Consider the following 17545-nt stretch of genomic DNA (forward strand, 5'->3'; position numbering starts at 1 on the left):
TATCCAGCGCTTACCCGGAAACGACCGTGACCGGCGTGTGATTTTGATCGCTAAGTATAAGTTGTTTCCCGATCTCATCAAGCGACTGTAAAACCATCAGGAGCGCTGTCTCGGCTTGATAGGATTGTACCGCCAGCACGTCTCCCTGCTTAGTTTGGCCGTCGCTTGCCAAAACCTTGTAATCACCAACAGGCAATGACGCCGCTACCCGCCCTACCCATAAAGCGCGCTTACTCTTGCCTAAATAATGGGTGCGGGCCACGATTTCCTGGCCGGTATAACAACCCTTGGTAAAACTGACTCCACCTAATCGGTCCAGATTCAACATTTGCGGAATGAATTGTTCGGATTGTTCGAGCCCGAACCAGGGGACCCCGGCCAACACGTCCCAATAGCCCCACTGCGCGTCGTCCCCGTCGGCGCTTATAGGCTGTACGGCCTTGGTCAGTATTAAATAACGCAGCGGCCCGCCCGGCAAACAGACCCACAGATTGGCGTTTTCCAAGTGGCAAGGGAAAAGCCTATCGGCCGGTGCGCGCGACTCCGCCGCCTGCTCCGGGCAACAGCCGAATAAACGCCAGCCGCCGTCAACGGCAAGATTGACCCTGGAGCGCAACACGTACATCTGCAAGCGCTTGGACACCTTTTCAGCTAGGCTACGCGGCAGTATCGCTAAAAAACCGTCAGGCGATTTGACCAGCAACACGGTGCTGATTACCCGCCCTTGCGGATTGCAATAGCCGGCAATACCGGCGCAGCTTGAGTCGATTTCCTTGACGTTACAAGTCAATTGGCCTTGTAAGAATGATTCGGCATCCGCACCTGTAATTTCGATGACCGCAAAATGCCGTAACGGATAATAAGTAGCGGAGTTTGAGTTTGCTGGATTCATGAGCTAGTAATAAAAAACGGGATTCTCACTGCCAATCTTAGTTGGACAGCCGGTTCATTTTACCGTCAGATGACAACAACACCGATCGGAATATGCCGAAATATCTCAATTCCTTACAAGAATTCGTCGTAACCGATTCGCCGCGCTTGCAATGTTTCATTCACTTATTGCATTCGTGCGCATTACCGGCGTGTTGGCTGAACGATCTGTCCGGCATTTGGCGCGGCGGATTGACGATCGCACTCCTCTGCTCGTGGTGGCGCTCGGTAAAACGGCAGCGAGCAAGCGGTTTCCAACTGCGTTACCGCGCCGGCGCTTGGCAATACGCCGAGCCCGGCCAAGCGTTTGAGCCGGCCATATTGTTGCCCGGCACCACGCTGACTCCTTTCGCGATATTTCTGCACATTCGCTGCCACGGCCGTAAAAAATATCTGCCTGTATTATCCGACGCCCTACCGGCCGGAAGTTTCCGCCGCCTGATCGCCTGCTTGAAATTCAGTATCGGTAGACAGGCGGACAAGCGCTAAACCTGAACAAGCTCTCGTACGACGGCGCGAGCAGTACCACTACCCGCGCTTCGGCTAGCTTTCTCTCTCAGCCAAAGCCTGCAAACGCGCCAATTCCTGCACCAAATTATTTGCCGGAAACGACTCTCCGGCCCGGGTATACCAATAGTGCGCATTGGACAAATCGCCCTCCAGCCGATGCAGATAAGCGTGGATCAAGCAGCTTACAGTATCCGAACGGACTTGCACCGCCCTGTGGGCAGCATCCCAATCGCCGCGCTCAAGCAGCGCCAGAATCTCCGCGGGATGGGCCGACATACACTATCCGACCCAAACTCTGGCATTACGGAACATCCGCAGCCAGGCGCCGTCTTCCTGCCATTGCGCCGGATGCCAGGAGTTTTGCACCGTCCTGAAACAGCGTTCCGGATGCGGCATCATAATCGTGAAACGACCATCGACGGTGGTCAAGCCGGTAATGCCGTTTGGCGAACCGTTGGGATTGGCGGGGAAAACTTCGGTTTCCTGGCCGTAATTGTCTACATAACTGACCGCCACCTGCGCCTGCGCCGGAATGGCCGAGCCGAATTCCGCCCGGCCCTCGCCATGGGCGACGACCACCGGCAGCAGCGAGCCCTCCATACCGGTAAAGAAAATAGACGGCGAGGCCTGTATTTTCACCATCGCCACCCGCGCCTCGAACTGCTCGGACAGGTTGCGTTTGAAGGCCGGCCAGTGTTCCGCGCCTGGGATGATCTCCTTCAAGCCGGACATCATCTGGCAGCCGTTGCACACGCCCAGACCGAAGGTATCCGGGCGGGCGAAAAAGGCGGCGAACTCGTCCCGCGCCTTGGCATTGAACAATATCGACTTGGCCCAACCGCCGCCGGCACCGAGCACGTCGCCGTAGGAAAAACCGCCGCAGGCCACCAAACCCTTGAATTCGCCCAGGCTGACCCGGCCGCCGATAATGTCGGTCATGTGTACGTCGATGGCATCGAAGCCGGCGCGGTCGAAGGCCGCCGCCATTTCGACGTGGCCGTTAACGCCCTGCTCGCGCAGAATCGCCACTTTCGGTCGGCCGTCATTGTTCCCGGCAACGGGTTGCACTTCCGACATCGCGGCGGGTCGTCCGCTAACGGCAAATTTGACACAGATGTCGTCGTTGATGTCGTAAGTCAACACCGCCGACAGACCGGGATCGTTATCGTCGGCGATGCGTTCGAACTGCTGTTTGGCGCAATCGGGATTGTCGCGCAAGGCCTGCATCTGGTAACTGACCTCCGACCAGGTTTGCTGCAACTCGGTGCGCGAGGCACTATAAAGCTGCTGGCCGGCTTTGAAGATGCGCAACTGCCGGCCATCGACGACGCGGCCCACCACGAAGCTGTGGTCGTCCAGGCCGACCTGATCCAACAGCCGGGCGACTCGATTCAAGTCGCTGCTTTTGATCTGCAACACCGCGCCCAATTCCTCGTTGAACAGCGCCGAAAGCGTATCGCCGGGCAAATCGGACAAATCCAGATCGACGCCCTGGCGGCCGGCGAACAGCATTTCCGCAACCGTTGCCAGCAAGCCGCCGTCGGCGCGGTCGTGGTAAGCCAGAATCAGACCTTGCCGGTTCAGGGCTTGGACAGTGTCGAAGAAACGTTTGAACAGGCCGGCATCGTCCAGGTCGGGCGCCTGGCTGCCGAGTTGGTTATAAACCTGAGCCAGTACCGAACCGCCGAGGCGGTTTTTGCCTAGTCCCAAGTCGATCAGCAACAAGACGCTGTCCTCATCGCGCAATTCCGGCGTCAGCGTGTTGCGCACGTCTTGCACCGGCGCGAAGGCGGTGATGATCAACGACAGCGGCGCCGTCATGGTTTTATCGGTTTGTTTGTCCCGCCAAACGGTTTTCATCGACAAAGAGTCCTTGCCGACCGGTATCGCGATGCCCAATTCCGGGCAGAGTTCCATACCAACCGCTTTGACGGTATCGAACAAGGCCGCGTCTTCGCCGGGGCTGCCGCAGGCCGCCATCCAGTTGGCGGACAGCTTGACGTCGTTCAACTTGCCGATGCGGGCGGCGGCCAAATTGGTCAAAGCCTCGCCGATAGCCATCCGCCCCGAGGCCGGCGCGTCGATCAACGCCAGCGGCGTACGCTCGCCCATCGCCATCGCTTCGCCGGTGTAGGCGTAAAAGCCGGACGCGGTGACCGCGACGTCGGCCACCGGCACTTGCCAAGGGCCGACCATCTGGTCGCGCGCCACCAAGCCGGTGACGGAACGGTCGCCGATATGGATCAAGAAGCTTTTGTCGGCAACGGCGGGAAACGCCAATACCCGTTTAATCGCTTCGGCCAGCTCGACTTGATCTAAAGCCAAATCCGGCAAGGCTTTGTGCAGCCGTTGCACATCGCGGTGCATTTTCGGCGGCTTGCCGAACAAGACCGACATCGGTAAATCGATGGGCGCCGAGTGGCCGAACCATTCGTCGCTCAGGGTCAAATGCTCTTCATCGGTGGCGTGGCCAATCACCGCGTACAGGCAGTGCTCGCGCTCGCAAAAGCTTTGAAACAGTGCCAGGGATTCAGGCTTGATCGCCACCACGTAGCGCTCCTGGGCTTCGTTGCACCAGATTTGCATCGGCGACATACCTTTGTCGGCGTTCTGCACCTTGCGCAGTTCGAAGCGGCCGCCTTTGCCGGCGTCGTGAATGATTTCCGGCACCGCGTTGGACAAGCCGCCGGCGCCGATGTCGTGGATCGACACGATCGGCGAGTTTTCGCCTAGCGAGTTGCAGTGGTTGATCACTTCCTGACAGCGGCGCTGCATTTCCGGATTTTCCCTTTGCACCGAAGCGAAATCGAGCTCCGCCGCGCTGGCGCCGGAAGTTTGCGACGAGGCTGCGCCGCCGCCCAGACCGATCAGCATGGCCGGCCCGCCCAAAATCACAATCAACGCCCCGGCCGGTATGGTCTGTTTTTCCACCAGCATTGGCCGGATGTTGCCCATGCCGCCGGCGATCATGATCGGCTTGTGGTAGCCGCGGTACTGGTTGGCCTCGCCGTTTTCCGCTGGTTGTTCGAAGCTGCGGAAATAGCCGGCCAGATTGGGCCGGCCGAATTCGTTGTTGAAGGCCGCGCCGCCGATCGGCCCTTCCAGCATGATGTCCAACGCCGAGGCGATACGTTCCGGCTTGCCGTTGTCGACCTCCCAGGGTTGTTCGAAACCGGGAACTCTCAGATGCGACACGCTGAAACCGGTCAGGCCGGCCTTGGTCGCGGAACCGCGACCGGTGGCGCCTTCGTCGCGAATCTCGCCGCCGGAGCCGGTCGCCGCGCCGGGGTGCGGCGAAATCGCGGTCGGATGATTGTGGGTTTCCACCTTCATCAAGATATGCGCGGCTTCCTCGACGTAACCGTAGCGATGGCTATCGGCGTCGCGGATGAACACCTGTGCGGTCGGACCTTGCAGTACCGAGGCGTTGTCCTTGTAGGCCGACAGCACGCCGTCGGGATGCAGGCTGTGGGTGTTGCGGATCATCGCGAACAGCGATTTGGCCTGCTCTTCGCCGTCTATGCTCCAACTGGCGTTGAAGATTTTGTGGCGGCAATGCTCGGAGTTGGCCTGGGCGAACATCATCAACTCGACATCGGTCGGGTTGCGGCCCAGCCGGGTAAAGGCCTCGGTCAAATAATCGATTTCATCCGGCGACAAGGCTAAGCCGAGTTGCAGATTTGCCTGTTCCAAAGCCGTACGGCCGTTTTCCATCAGCGTTACGGATTGCAATGGTTTGGGTTGGTGTTCGACAAACAACACCAATTCGGCCGGATCCGAAACCGCTTGTTGCGTCATTCTGTCGTGCAACAACGTCGCTAAGGCCTGCAAATCGCCCGGCTGCAATTGTGCGCTTGCCAGTAACCGATAGTGAATACCGCGTTCGATACGGCTTACTTCTGCCAACCCGCAACGCTGGGCGATTTCGGAAGCCTTGCTGGACCATGGGGAAATCGTTCCCAAGCGCGGCACCACCCAAATGCGGTGCACACATTCGCCCTCGGCTACGGCAAATTCCGCTTGGCCGGCGTGCGCGTCATAGTCCAGCAAGCCGGACAAAATCCGGTAAGCCTCCGGCTGCAAGGCTTCGCCGGTTTGCACGAAATGCACGAATTCGGCGCCAATCGCCTTGACGCGGCTATCGATGGCTCGCAAACGGTCTAGCAGTTTTTCGATTCGAAACGAAGAAAGTGCGGATGAGCCTGGGATCGTCAACATGGGGATCTGATGGTACAAATGGCAAAAGAGTAAGCCGGTTGAATCCTGAACGGATAACCGATGGTGAAAACGTTAGTTTTCCGGCGCAGCCGGAGTTTGAGGATTTTGCGACGCGTCTTCTTTGACCGTATCGTTAATCGCGTCGGTAATCAGTTGCAGCAGACTGTTCGCGGTCGCGTCGGAAAGGCTGTGCCCGGCACTGTCTTGCACCGTCACTTCGGTCAATTGCGGACCGACCTCCTGCGTATTGATCCTGAACTCCTGCTCTTGGCTGGGGTCGTCGCCGAATAAAAAAGTGAATTCGTCCCAAATACTGGCATCTTGCGCTTTAACCGCATTGGGATCGAATTTGATATAAAAATACCCTTTTTCAACGTTACGCTCGACGATTTCCAGCTTTTGCCGGCTCAATGCCCGCGCCACCATGCGTACCGCTTGCGCGTGCGGCTGATCGATCTGCAGGCTACTGCCGGCACCGGAAGCCGAAGCCGTAACCGGTTTTTCGGCCGGTGCGGCAGCCGCTTGCGCGGTTTTTTCCGGCTGTTCGGCGGACTCGGCTTGCCGCACCGGTTCCGCCACCTCGGCAGGCGCGACTCGGGCGGACGGCGTCGGACTTTTCAAGCCGCGATTTTTCAAGTCGTCCGGTACCGTCAGCTCGGGAATTTCATAGGTGAATTGGTAATCCCGCTCCTTGTCGGGAAACCAACTTTTGATGGTACTACAAGCGCTTAAACCCGCCAGCAAAACCCCGGCTAAACCGCCCCGCCGCACCCAGGTTCTCATGCCGCTAAAACGCCGGCTTGCCGCATGGCCGCTTTGACCGACTCGACGCATTCCTCGCTCAGCCAAGTTAAAGGCAAGCGTATACCTTTGCCCATTAACCCCATTTCCGCGACCGCCCATTTGACCGGAATCGGGTTGGATTGAATGAACAACTCGCGATGCAAGCCACTTAAGCGCGCATCCAACGCTTGCGCGCTTGCCCGCTCGCCGCGGATTGCCGCGGCTATCATGTCGTGCAACAATTTTGGCGCCACGTTGCCGGTTACCGTAATACTGCCGTTGCCACCCATCAGGCAAAACTCCATGCTGGTGGCATCGTCGCCGGAATAGATGGCAAAGTCGTCGCCGGTCAGCGCGCGAATTTGCGTCAACCGTTCCAGTTTACCGGTCGCTTCTTTGACGCCGACGATATGGTCGACCGCCGCCAAACGCCCCACCGTTTCCGGCAATAAATCGCATCCTGTCCTGCCGGGCACGTTATAGAGAATTTGCGGGATATTCACCGCTTCGGCAATGGCTTTGTAATGCAGATACAAGCCTTGCTGGGTAGGCTTGTTGTAATAAGGCGTCACCAACAAACAGGCATCGGCGCCGAGTTGTTGGGCTTTACGCGTCAGCGCTATCGCTTCGCGGGTACAGTTGGCGCCGGTACCGGCGATCACCGGAATGCGGCCGTTCGCGCATTGGATAATGGTTTGAATGACGTGACAATGCTCGTCGTCGTCCAAGGTTGCGGATTCTCCGGTGGTACCGACGGCAACCAAAGCATCCGTACCTTGCTCGATATGGAACTCCACCAATTTCTTCAAGCTAGCGTCGTCTACCGCGCCGTCTTCCGTCATCGGGGTTACCAAAGCAACGATACTACCTTGAATCATGCAAATCTCTCGTAAAACGTCGTCAAAAACAGCCGGCATTATAACAAGCTAAGGGCAAACTCAGAACGATATTCGCCGAGTACAAAGGTAAAACGCGGTTAACGCGCCATACGGATGGTCGAATGGCGCCAAGATTTAAACCGACACAGCCGCTGTAGCCGTTATACTCTCGCCCTTGCCCAATCGCATCCCGAATCGTTCAAATTAGCCCGCTTGGAATCAACCATGAAAATCGTCTCTTGGAACGTCAACGGCATCCGCGCCGTTAAAGACAAAGGTTTTGCCGATACCCTAGCGCAGTTAAACGCCGACTGCTTGCTACTGCAGGAAACCAAAGCCCAGGACGAACAGGTAGTCACCGCCCTGGCCGACATCGACCACTACCATGTCTACAGCAACTCGGCCGACCGTAAAGGCTATTCCGGAGTCGCGATTCTCAGCCGCACCGCACCCCTGCGCATAGTGCACGACATCGGCGTAGACGAGCACGATCAAGAAGGCCGGGTGATCGTCGCCGAATTCGACCGGTTTTATTTGTTGAACGTGTACGTGCCCAATAGCGGCGATCAATTGGTACGCTTGGCTTATCGGCAAACCTGGGACGCCGCCTTGCTGACTTATATACAACAGTTGCGATTGCAAAAGCCCGTAATCGCCTGCGGCGATTTTAACGTGGCGCATAGGGAAATCGATATCGCCCGGCCCAAAGCCAACTACAACAAATCCGCCGGCTACACCCAAGTCGAAATCGACGGCTTCAGCACGCTGCTGGCGGCCGGCATGGTGGACAGCTTTCGGCATTTTCATCCGGATACCGTCGCCTACAGCTGGTGGAGCTACCGAGCCAATGCCCGGGAAAAAAACATCGGCTGGAGAATCGATTACGTCTTGATCGATGCCGCATTGCTGAACCGTATTTCGGCAGCCTTCATCCTGCCCGAGATTCAGGGTTCCGATCATTGTCCGGTGGGAATCGAACTGACTTTGTAAACCGGTGCTCATGGCCTTCGGACAACAAGTCCGTAGCCTTGCCTCAAGGCTAGCTCCTACCCCAACTACCGTCGAATTTATGTGACGTCAATCAAAATAAGGCCGGCCAAAAGCGAATTCATCCCGGCTAGACTATCGGCAAATCCTTTAAAAATTTCGATTGATTCGCATTTTATCGCCTCTGCCATGCCCGACGACTCACAATGAGACACTCAAGGGGAATCGTTCCACCACTCTCTTTGCTGACACTGGGCTTGGCAGTGATGGCCGGAGCCGCCGCCGAGGATTTGACCGCGCTGTCCATAGAAGAACTGATGGAAGTGGAGATCGTCAGCGCCGCGCGCTTAGGGCAAAAATCCACAGAAACCCCGGCCTCGGTTTCCATCATCGGTGCCGAGGACATTCGAACCTTCGGTTGGCGCACACTGGCCGAAGCGCTGAACGGCATCCGCGGACTTTACGTCAACAACGACCGTAGCTACAGCTATCTCGGCAGCCGGGGTTTTCTGCATCCCAACGATTACAACTCCCGGGTGTTGATCATGATCGACGGCCAACGGATGAACGAAAACATCTACGACGGCGGCTACATCGGTCAAGAATTTTTGTTGGACGTCGATTTGGTGGATCGCATCGAATTCGTTCCCGGTGCCGGTTCGACCATTTACGGTGCCAACGCATTTTTGGGCATGATCAACGTGGTGACAAAAAAAGGCGCCGCCATCAACGGTTTACAGATCAACGGCCAAGCCGCCAGCTTCGACACTTACCAGGGCCGGGTCAGTTACGGCACGCAACTGCAAAACGGCACCGACGTATTGATTTCCGCATCGCGCTTCGACAGCGCGGGCATAAAGAATTTGTATTTCCCGGAATATGACTCGCCGGCCACCAATAACGGCATCGCCCACAAACTGGACGGCGAAAAATCCGAACGCCTGTTTGCCCGTCTGGAGCATCAGGGTTTTACCGCCAGCGCCGGCATGGTCAGACGGGTCAAACAGGTACCGACTGCAGCTTACGAAGGCATTTTCAACGATCCGACATTTTCCACGATAGACAGGCAATTCTTCGGTAACCTGAAATATCTTGCCAATCTAAGCGAAGACACCCGAATCCAGGCCCGCGGATTTTACCAAGGCTACGACTATTCCTCCGACGAAGCTTACGACGTGGACAACAGCGTTGTCATCAACCGCGATGCCGCCAGCGGTCGCTGGTGGGGCGGCGAACTGCAGTTGACCACCACGGCGCTCGAAGACCACCGCTGGCTGCTGGGCCTGGAATACCAGTTCGACCAGCGCCAGCACATGTTCGATTACGATATCCAACCTTATTTGTCTTACCTGGACTCCCACAACAGCGGGCATCGGCTTGAATTGTTCGCCCAAGACGATTACCGGCTGACCGACCAACTGATATTCAGCGGCGGCCTGCGGCTGGATTACCATCACATGCTGAACAATCTGCAGCTCAACCCACGCTTAGGCTTGATCTGGAATCCCACGGATTCCGCCACCTACAAACTGCTGTACAGTTCCACCTTTCGCGCGCCCAACGTCTGGGAACGCCAATACCAACTGTATCCGACCGCGGCGAATCCCAATAATACCGAAGAGCGGATCAAGAGCTACCAAGCCGTGGCGGAATGGCGCACCGCCATGGGTTTAAAACTAACCGCCGACTTGTTTTACAACCACATTTCCCGCTTACTCGAACAGGAAAGCATAGCGGGTTACGGTTCAACCGGCCCCTTCGTCAACGCGGATGCCCACGATATCTACGGTATCGAACTCGAAGCCGAAAAACGCTGGGATAACGGCCGCTTGTTCAAAATTTCCTACACCCATAACGAATTCGATGCCTCCGGCCACGGCGACGGCGAAGTACACAACGCCGGCACGGCCAACGATTTGTTCAAATTGCACTACGCCGAACCGCTGTTCGCCGATCGGGCCAAAATCGGCATCGAAAATGTTTACATAGGCCCCCGGACCACGCCCCAAGGCACTGTGGCAGACGGCTATTACCAGTTGAATATCAGTTTGACCAGCGACACGCTTTGGCGCGGCGTAGACCTTGGCTTTAGCCTGTATAACGCATTCGACAGCCACTATCCGATGCTCGGGGGCACCGGGCCGGCCGACATACGCTCGGCTATACTGCCCGGCAACGGGCGTGAATTCCGTTTCAAGCTGCAACTGACATTTTGACGACAACTCGTATGGATATGACTAGTCCGGTACATCGCTGTATTTCGACCTTGGCTTGGCTATTGTTCGCTATCGGCAGCAAAGCCGGCTTGGCCGCCAACGATTATCCAATCGAGCCGGGCACCGCAAGCCTAGTCGATCTCGAGATCGAACAGTTGCTCGATCTCGACATTAGCTCCATTACCAAAACCTCGAGCAACAGCAAAAAGGTACCGGCCGCGCTTTTCGTATTGAACCACGAAGACATTCTGCGAACCGGCGCCACCAGTATCCCGGAAGCCTTACGCATGGTGCCCGGGCTGCACGTCGCAAAAATCAACGGCGGCGGCTGGTCGGTATCGGTACGCGGCATCAACAGCCAATTCGGCGATCCCTTGCTGGTGCTGGTAGACGGGCGTAGCGTCTACACGCCGCTGTTTTCCGGAACCTGGTGGGATCAAATCGACGTGCTGATGGAAGACATCGAACGCATTGAGGTGATACGCGGGCCCGGTACCAGTTTATGGGGCGCCAATGCGGTCAACGGGGTCATCAATATCGTCACTCAGTCGGCGCAACAAGCCAAAGGCATGCTTGCCTCCGCCTATTACGGCAGCGAACGCTACGGCGGCGGATTGCGTTACGGCACCGACTTGGGTGACGGCGGATTTCTTAAAGTATTCGCCCGGCATGGCGCATTCGACGACTCCCGCGCCCGCGGCAGCCGCGAAAACGCCGGCGACTCGGCCGGGATGAGCAAACTCGGTTTTCGGTTCGACAAAGATGTCCAAGGTGGGCACAAATTAATGTTGCAAGGCAACGCCTTCATCGGCGAATCCGGTGGTGCCAGCCAAACCTTCCCGGCGATGAACGGGCCTGACAAACCGGCAATAACGCCGCCCTATAGCGTTCAGTTACCCACAGAGCAAAACTTTCACGGACATTCCATACTCGCGCGCTGGGAGAGCCAGCAAAGCGCCGATTCGACGACCGCGCTGCGCTTTTATTGGGATCAACACAGCCGCCGGATTAATTCGATAGACGCTAACAATCAGGTCGACACGGTAGACATCGATTTTCAGCACAACCTGCGCTTGAACGCGGCCCATATGCTGGTGTGGGGCAGCGGTTACCGGGTCAACAGCAGTCACACCGATGAAGAGATCTATTTGAGTCTAAACCCCAGCGAGCGCACCGACCGTATCTATAGCGTGTTCGTACAAGATGAAATTACCCTGGTACCGAATAAATGGACCTTGACCCTAGGCAGTAAATTCGAGCACAACCCGGTCACCCAATTCGAAACCGAACCCAACATTCGCTTGAGCTGGACGCCCGACGAGCGGCATACCCTATGGAGCGCCGTTTCTCGAGCGGTACGGTTGCCTAACTGGCTTGAACAAAACGTGTTGTTCAACGGCACGATTTTGCCTCCCGCCGGCAACGGTCCGGCTACTCCGATCAACCCGGCGGTATTAGTCAGAATCCGCGGCAATCCCGACATGTCGGCGGAAAAAATGCTGGCGTTCGAAGGCGGCTGGCGCGCGCAATGGACGCACAATTTCCACACCGATTTCAACTTGTATTATTACAATTACGACGACTTTCATACCTACAATCCGGCAAAACCAGATACCAGCACCCTGTTTTCCGGTTACGTCACGCAAACTTTCGAGGTGGGCAATTACGCCTTCGCCCAAGTGTACGGCGGCGAAATCAATGCCGATTGGCAAATTGCGGACGACTGGAAATTGCGTGCCGGTTACAGCCATGCCGAGGATCAATTCGGCATCTCCGCCACCATGCCTAGCGCCATCGCAGCCAGTGTAGGCAACTATCCCGCCAACAAAGCCAGCCTATGGTCCATGCACGAATTGAGACCGGACCTCAAACTGGATCTGATGTGGCGTTTCGTGGACGCTACCGCACCGAGTTGGTTGTCCGCCGAGACCGTTGCCAACCGAAGCTACCACGAAGTCGATGCCCGGCTGGCTTGGCAATTAGCGCCCAACCTGGAGATCTCCCTAATCGGCCGCAACTTGTTGGACAGCGTACATTTTGAAACCACCAGCTACTTCACCCAGGTGGCGACCGGCACGCAGCGGGAAGTGTACGCCACAATCAGGTGGCAGCCTTGAGTAAGCGCTTCGGGCTATTCAAGCCCTGCTCTTGTTGTCAATTGACCGGCCGGCGGCTGTTGAAATACCGGCTGCCCGTCGGCTTAATCCTGCTGGCACTATCAAGCAACGTCAGTTGCGAGAGCGGTAGCGAATCGGCGGTCAAGGTCGCCTTTATCTATAATTTCTTCAAATTTATTCAATGGCCTAATAGCGCCAATACCCAGGAAGGCTACACTCTTTGTATTGTCAACGCCGCTGAGCTTGGTGGCGCCGTTTCAGCCCTTAACGGCAAAACGCCGAACGACAAGCCGCTGACTCTTTTGACGGAGGTGAGCATAAGCCAAATGAAAACCTGTAACGTGTTGTTCGTTGCCGATAACGGCCGTAACAATCAAGATCTTAGCGCGCTGCAAAACCTGCCGGTGGTCACCGTCGGCGACGGCGATAATTTCGCCGCACGCGGCGGCATGATAGGCTTAATCAAAACCGATAACCACCTGGGTTTCGAAATCAATCTGGATGTCGCTAATCAGGCCAACGTCAAAATCAGCGCGCAGCTTTTGAAACTCGCCAAACATATTTATTCGACGAAATGATCGGCTTGGCGTATGGCATTTTCGCCGGTATAACAACACGATGCTACGGCAGACGGCATGATTTAGCCCGTCTATTCTCTGCGCAATCGGCACCACCCGTAACCGGAACACCGAGAAACCATGCGCTGTTTAAACTGCTGTGCTCAACTGTTTATTTATGCTGGTTAGCCGCAGGATCCAGCCAAGCCGCCAATCAAGCCCCTAGCGACAGCGCTACCGCGGAGTTATTGGATTTCAGCATAGAACAGCTGGTCGAGTTGGATTTAAGCTCGATAACCAAATCCCTAGGCAGTCGCAAACAGCTTCCCGCCGCGTTCTACGTAGTCTCCAGCGAAGACATCCGCAGACTGGGCGCCACAACAATTCCCGAAGCATTGCGTCTGGTGCCCGGCGTGCACGTCGCCAAAATCGACGGCGGCCGTTGGTCGGTGTCGGTGCGCGGTTTCAATAGCCAATTAGCCGAAACGTTGCTGGTATTGGTGGACGGACGTAGCGTGTACACACCTTTATTGTCCAGTACCTTCTGGGATCAGTTGGACGTCATGATGGAAGACATCGAGCGCATCGAAGTCATGCGCGGCCCGGGCGCCAGTTTATGGGGCAGCAACGCGGTCAACGGCGTCATTAATATCGTCACCAAGTCCGCACGCAGCACTCAAGGCGGATTAGCCTCGGCGTTTTACGGCAACGAGCGCTACGGCGGCGGAATGCGCTACGGTTTCGAAGCCGGCGAAGACGCGCATGTCAGCGTGTTCGCCCGCCACGCCCAGCACGACGATTCCAAAGCCCGCTTCAGTAGCGTCGACGCCGGCGATGCCGCGCAAATGAGCAAATTCGGCTTTCGTTACGACAAAGACTTTTTCGGCAACGCCGATTTATCCGTGCAGGGCGCGGCATTTACCGGCGAATCGAACGGCGCGAATCAGATTTTCCCGCATATCATAACCCCGCAAGTACCGTCGGTTCAGCCACCTTACAACATTCAACTGCCGACCGGCGACGAGTTCTCCGGCCATTACCTCATGGCGCGCTGGCAGCAACGGCAGAGCGCCGACTCCACCACGGCATTGCGCATTTATTGGGATAGGCACAATCGCCGCTCGCCCGCTTTAGACGTCAGTTATCAAGTGGATTCGATAGACCTCGATTTTCAGCATAATTACCGGCTCAATCCCCTGCATTATTGGGTTTGGGGCGCCGGCGTCCGCTTCAATCACAATAATTATCAACCCAGTCTCTATGTGGCGCTGTCACCTGAAAAACGTACCGACCGGATTTACAGTTTATTCGCACAAGACGAGATCAGCTTGCTGCCCAATACCTTGAAACTGACGCTGGGCAGCAAGTTCGAACACAACCCCGTCACCCAATTCGAAATTCAACCCAACATCGGTTTATCCTGGAGCCCTGACGAAATACATACCGTATGGGGCTCGATAGCGCGGGCGGTGCGTACCCCCAATTGGATAGAGCAAAACGTACAATTTCAGGGCTACCTAGCCCCGCCTCCCGACCCGGCACAGCCGGTTTCTCCTGCCAATCCGGTCACGTTGATTTCCATCAACGGCAACCCCAGGATGACCACCGAAAAATTATTGGCTTTTCAATTGGGCTGGCGCGCCGATTGGCAGCGCACCTTCGATACCGATTTAAGTTTGTATTACTACAACTACGACGACGTCCGCTCCTATAACAGCGGCGGCTTGCAAACGGATACCTTGTTCTCGGGCTACGTCGTGCTACCGATAAAAATTCAAAATTACGGTTTCAGCAAGATTTACGGCGGCGAACTGAGCGCCAACTGGCAAGTGAGCAACGCCTGGCGGTTACGCGCGAGTTACAGCTATTCGCGCGAAGAAATCGGCCTATCCAGCACCTCGCCATCCGTAGCCTACGTCACCAGCGCCGGTAACTATCCGGTGAACAACGCTTCCGTATGGTCTCAACTGCAATTGACGAGCGATTGGAGTTTCGACCTCAATTGGCGTTTCGTGGGCGGCAAGTCCAATAACGTGTTTTCCTATAACACCTTACCGACCCAAAGCTACCACGAGCTGGACGCCCGTCTGGCTTGGCAGCTGAACAAAGATGTGGAATTCGCCTTGATAGGACGAAATCTATTGGAAAGCGTGCATTTCGAAGCGAACAGCCACTATCAGTCCATCGCTACCGGAGTACAACGCCAAGTGTATTTCAGCGTGAAATGGCAGTTTTAGGCAACTTACAGCCCAGTTTCGTAAGCCGGTGCCCGATTTTTTCAGTCGGTTAGCGTATTTCAATGGTTGAAAAACGCTTACCCAATGCCAAGTCGGGCGCCTTGTCGCATTGCGCGAGACCTCTCACGCCGGTACTGAGCATTTGCATCAGTCCAGGCTAGCCATAACGACGATAATCTAGCTTTTGGGGCTACTGCCCAACATAGCGGCAATGTCTTCGCGCTGTACGACCTCTTTTTCCTGTAACAGCGCCGCTAAGCTATCCAGTGTGTCCCGCTGTTTGGACAAAATTTCCATGGCGCGACTCTGAGCATCTTCAACCAAGACTTTAATTTCCGCGTCTATCAAACGTGCAGTTTCTTCGCTGAAATTGCGCTGTTCACTAACTTCCGACGGCAAAAATTGCAGTTGTTGCCGCCGGCCGTATATCAACGGTCCCAGCTTCTGACTCATGCCCAAATAGCAAACCATGTTATGCGCAATCTCGCTGGCCTTTTCCAAGTCGTTTTGCGCACCGGTGGAAACACTCTCCAAGGCCAATTGTTCCGCGACTCGGCCACCCAGCAAGATCGCCATTTGATCTTTCAATTCCTGCTCTGTGGATAAATACTTTTCTTCGACCGGTAACTGCAAGGTAAAACCCAAGGCGGACACGCCGCGCGGAATGATGGATATTTTATGTACCGGTTGTCCGGTAGGCACGGATTCTGCCACCAATGCGTGGCCGGCTTCGTGAAATGCCACCCGACGTTTCTCTTCCGGACCAAGCAGCCGGTTTTTCTTTTCCGGTCCGGCCAAGATACGATCTATTGCCGCCTCGAAATCGGCCATGGTTACTTGCTCGCGTTCGTTTCTGGCCGCCAAAATCGCCGCTTCGTTGGCAATATTGGACAAGTCCGCGCCGACGAAACCGGGCGTTCGTTTGGCGACTGTGGCTAAATCGACGTCTTTCGCCAATTGCATAGCCTTGCTATGCAGCTTCAAGATAGCCATCCTATCGAGCAAATCCGGTTTATCGACCACGATTTGCCTATCGAAACGCCCGGCTCTCAACAAGGCTTTATCCAAAATTTCCGGTCTGTTGGTCGCGGCCATCACGACTACCCCGGACGTGGAATCGAAACCGTCCATTTCGGTCAGCAGTTGATTCAAGGTTTGTTCGCGCTCGTCGTTACCGGCCAAGCTGACCGGGCCGCTACGAGAGCGGCCAATCGCGTCCAGTTCGTCGATAAAGATGATACAGGGCGCGGTTTTGCGAGCTTGCTCAAACAAGTCTCTAACCCGGGCGGCGCCGATGCCGACGAACAATTCGATGAATTCCGACGCGCTGATGTTGAAAAACGGCACGCCCGCTTCCCCGGAAACCGCCCGCGCCAACAGGGTTTTACCGGTACCGGGTGAACCTACCAACAACACACCTTTAGGCATGCGTCCGCCCAGCTTTTGCAATTTTTCCGGCGATTTTAAGAATTCGATGGTTTCTTTCAATTCCTGTTTGGCACTGTCCGCACCCGCCACATCATCGAAAGTAATCTTGCCGTTTTCTTGCTGAATCTTGATTTTATTACCCAAATTCAAAAAAGAGCGGCCGGCCCCGCCCGTCATCCGCGGCAGCAACCACATCCAAATCGCGGCAAATATCGCTATTGGGATAATCCAATTGAAAACGATGTTTCCGAGCCAATTTTCTCCGCTCCTTACCACGTACTCGACTTTGTGATCCTGCAAGTGCTTAGTGAGAGACTCGTCCCACAACGGGATGGTAAAGAAATATTTGCCGATTTGTTTGTCGTCGTCTTTTAGGGTGCCGTTGATAAATCGTTGGGTAACGACGGCTTTATCGACTTTATCCGCATTGACCAGCGATAAAAACTGGCTGTAGGGAATCTCGCGGCCTTGCGGTTTTTCGCCGCCGGCCAGCAAGGTTGCCAACAGCACTAACGCCAACACGTAAATCACGAAACGGGGCGGTCGGCTAACCGGATTCTCGGCAGGCGCCGGCTTTCCTTCCGCCGGTTGAGACGAAATCCAGCGATTCGCCCAAGCCCACCATTTGATGACGAATTCTTTACAAACCCTGTAAAACTCGAAAAAGTTTTGCTTATCGTTCAT

The 17545-nt window shown here is 55.8% G+C and carries 12 protein-coding genes; 6 read left to right on the top strand and 6 right to left on the bottom strand.

Annotated elements, in window-relative coordinates; translation table 11 throughout:
- Positions 1–10: 10 nt before the first annotated feature.
- Positions 11–892 (bottom strand): folate-binding protein YgfZ, encoded by an 882-nt coding sequence (locus AB0A83_RS12625; RefSeq protein WP_150048922.1) that lies wholly within the window; start codon positions 890–892, stop codon positions 11–13.
- Positions 893–984: 92 nt separating this feature from the next.
- Between AB0A83_RS12625 and AB0A83_RS12630 the strand changes: the two genes are divergently transcribed.
- A complete protein-coding gene (locus AB0A83_RS12630; RefSeq protein WP_367154335.1) occupies positions 985–1419 on the top strand; it encodes a protein YgfX in 435 nt (144 codons plus the stop codon).
- A gap of 54 nt (positions 1420–1473) precedes the next feature.
- Here AB0A83_RS12630 and AB0A83_RS12635 read toward each other — a convergent pair whose 3' ends face one another.
- From AB0A83_RS12635 to dapA, 4 genes are all read right to left on the bottom strand, one after another.
- The gene (locus AB0A83_RS12635) at positions 1474–1716 is read right to left on the bottom strand and encodes a hypothetical protein (protein ID WP_150048926.1); all 243 of its coding nucleotides are present in this window, start codon (positions 1714–1716) and stop codon (positions 1474–1476) included.
- A 3-nt stretch (positions 1717–1719) separates the two neighbouring features.
- Positions 1720–5658: a phosphoribosylformylglycinamidine synthase gene (purL, locus tag AB0A83_RS12640; protein WP_367154336.1), complete on the bottom strand. Its 3939-nt coding sequence runs from the start codon at positions 5656–5658 to the stop codon at positions 1720–1722.
- Positions 5659–5730: 72 nt separating this feature from the next.
- The gene (bamC, locus tag AB0A83_RS12645; protein WP_367154337.1) at positions 5731–6441 is read right to left on the bottom strand and encodes an outer membrane protein assembly factor BamC; all 711 of its coding nucleotides are present in this window, start codon (positions 6439–6441) and stop codon (positions 5731–5733) included.
- On the bottom strand, positions 6438–7319 hold the full coding sequence (dapA, locus tag AB0A83_RS12650) for a 4-hydroxy-tetrahydrodipicolinate synthase (protein ID WP_367154338.1): 882 nt from the start codon (positions 7317–7319) through the stop codon (positions 6438–6440). The genes bamC and dapA overlap by 4 nt, the downstream gene beginning before the upstream one ends.
- Positions 7320–7544: 225 nt before the next feature.
- Here dapA and AB0A83_RS12655 point away from each other — a divergent pair, with 225 nt between their 5' ends.
- The 5 genes from AB0A83_RS12655 (at position 7545) to AB0A83_RS12675 (ending at position 15433) form a co-directional block, all read left to right on the top strand.
- The gene (locus AB0A83_RS12655; RefSeq protein WP_367154339.1) at positions 7545–8309 is read left to right on the top strand and encodes an exodeoxyribonuclease III; all 765 of its coding nucleotides are present in this window, start codon (positions 7545–7547) and stop codon (positions 8307–8309) included.
- Positions 8310–8512: 203 nt separating this feature from the next.
- The gene (locus AB0A83_RS12660) at positions 8513–10522 is read left to right on the top strand and encodes a TonB-dependent receptor plug domain-containing protein (protein ID WP_367154341.1); all 2010 of its coding nucleotides are present in this window, start codon (positions 8513–8515) and stop codon (positions 10520–10522) included.
- Positions 10523–10533: 11 nt separating this feature from the next.
- Entirely contained in the window at positions 10534–12639 is a 2106-nt protein-coding gene (locus tag AB0A83_RS12665) for a TonB-dependent receptor plug domain-containing protein (RefSeq protein ID WP_367154342.1), read from the top strand.
- A complete protein-coding gene (locus AB0A83_RS12670) occupies positions 12636–13217 on the top strand; it encodes a YfiR family protein (protein ID WP_367154343.1) in 582 nt (193 codons plus the stop codon). Before AB0A83_RS12665 ends, AB0A83_RS12670 begins: the two co-directional genes overlap by 4 nt.
- Positions 13218–13444: 227 nt before the next feature.
- Positions 13445–15433: a TonB-dependent receptor plug domain-containing protein gene (locus AB0A83_RS12675; RefSeq protein WP_367154344.1), complete on the top strand. Its 1989-nt coding sequence runs from the start codon at positions 13445–13447 to the stop codon at positions 15431–15433.
- 177 nt (positions 15434–15610) lie between these two features.
- On the opposite strand, the gene ftsH is transcribed toward AB0A83_RS12675, so the two are convergent.
- Entirely contained in the window at positions 15611–17545 is a 1935-nt protein-coding gene (gene ftsH, locus AB0A83_RS12680; RefSeq protein ID WP_367154345.1) for an ATP-dependent zinc metalloprotease FtsH, read from the bottom strand.

Origin of the sequence: Methylomonas sp. HYX-M1, assembly GCF_040741385.1 — a bacterium.
In the GTDB taxonomy this organism is placed as follows: domain Bacteria; phylum Pseudomonadota; class Gammaproteobacteria; order Methylococcales; family Methylomonadaceae; genus Methylomonas; species Methylomonas rhizoryzae.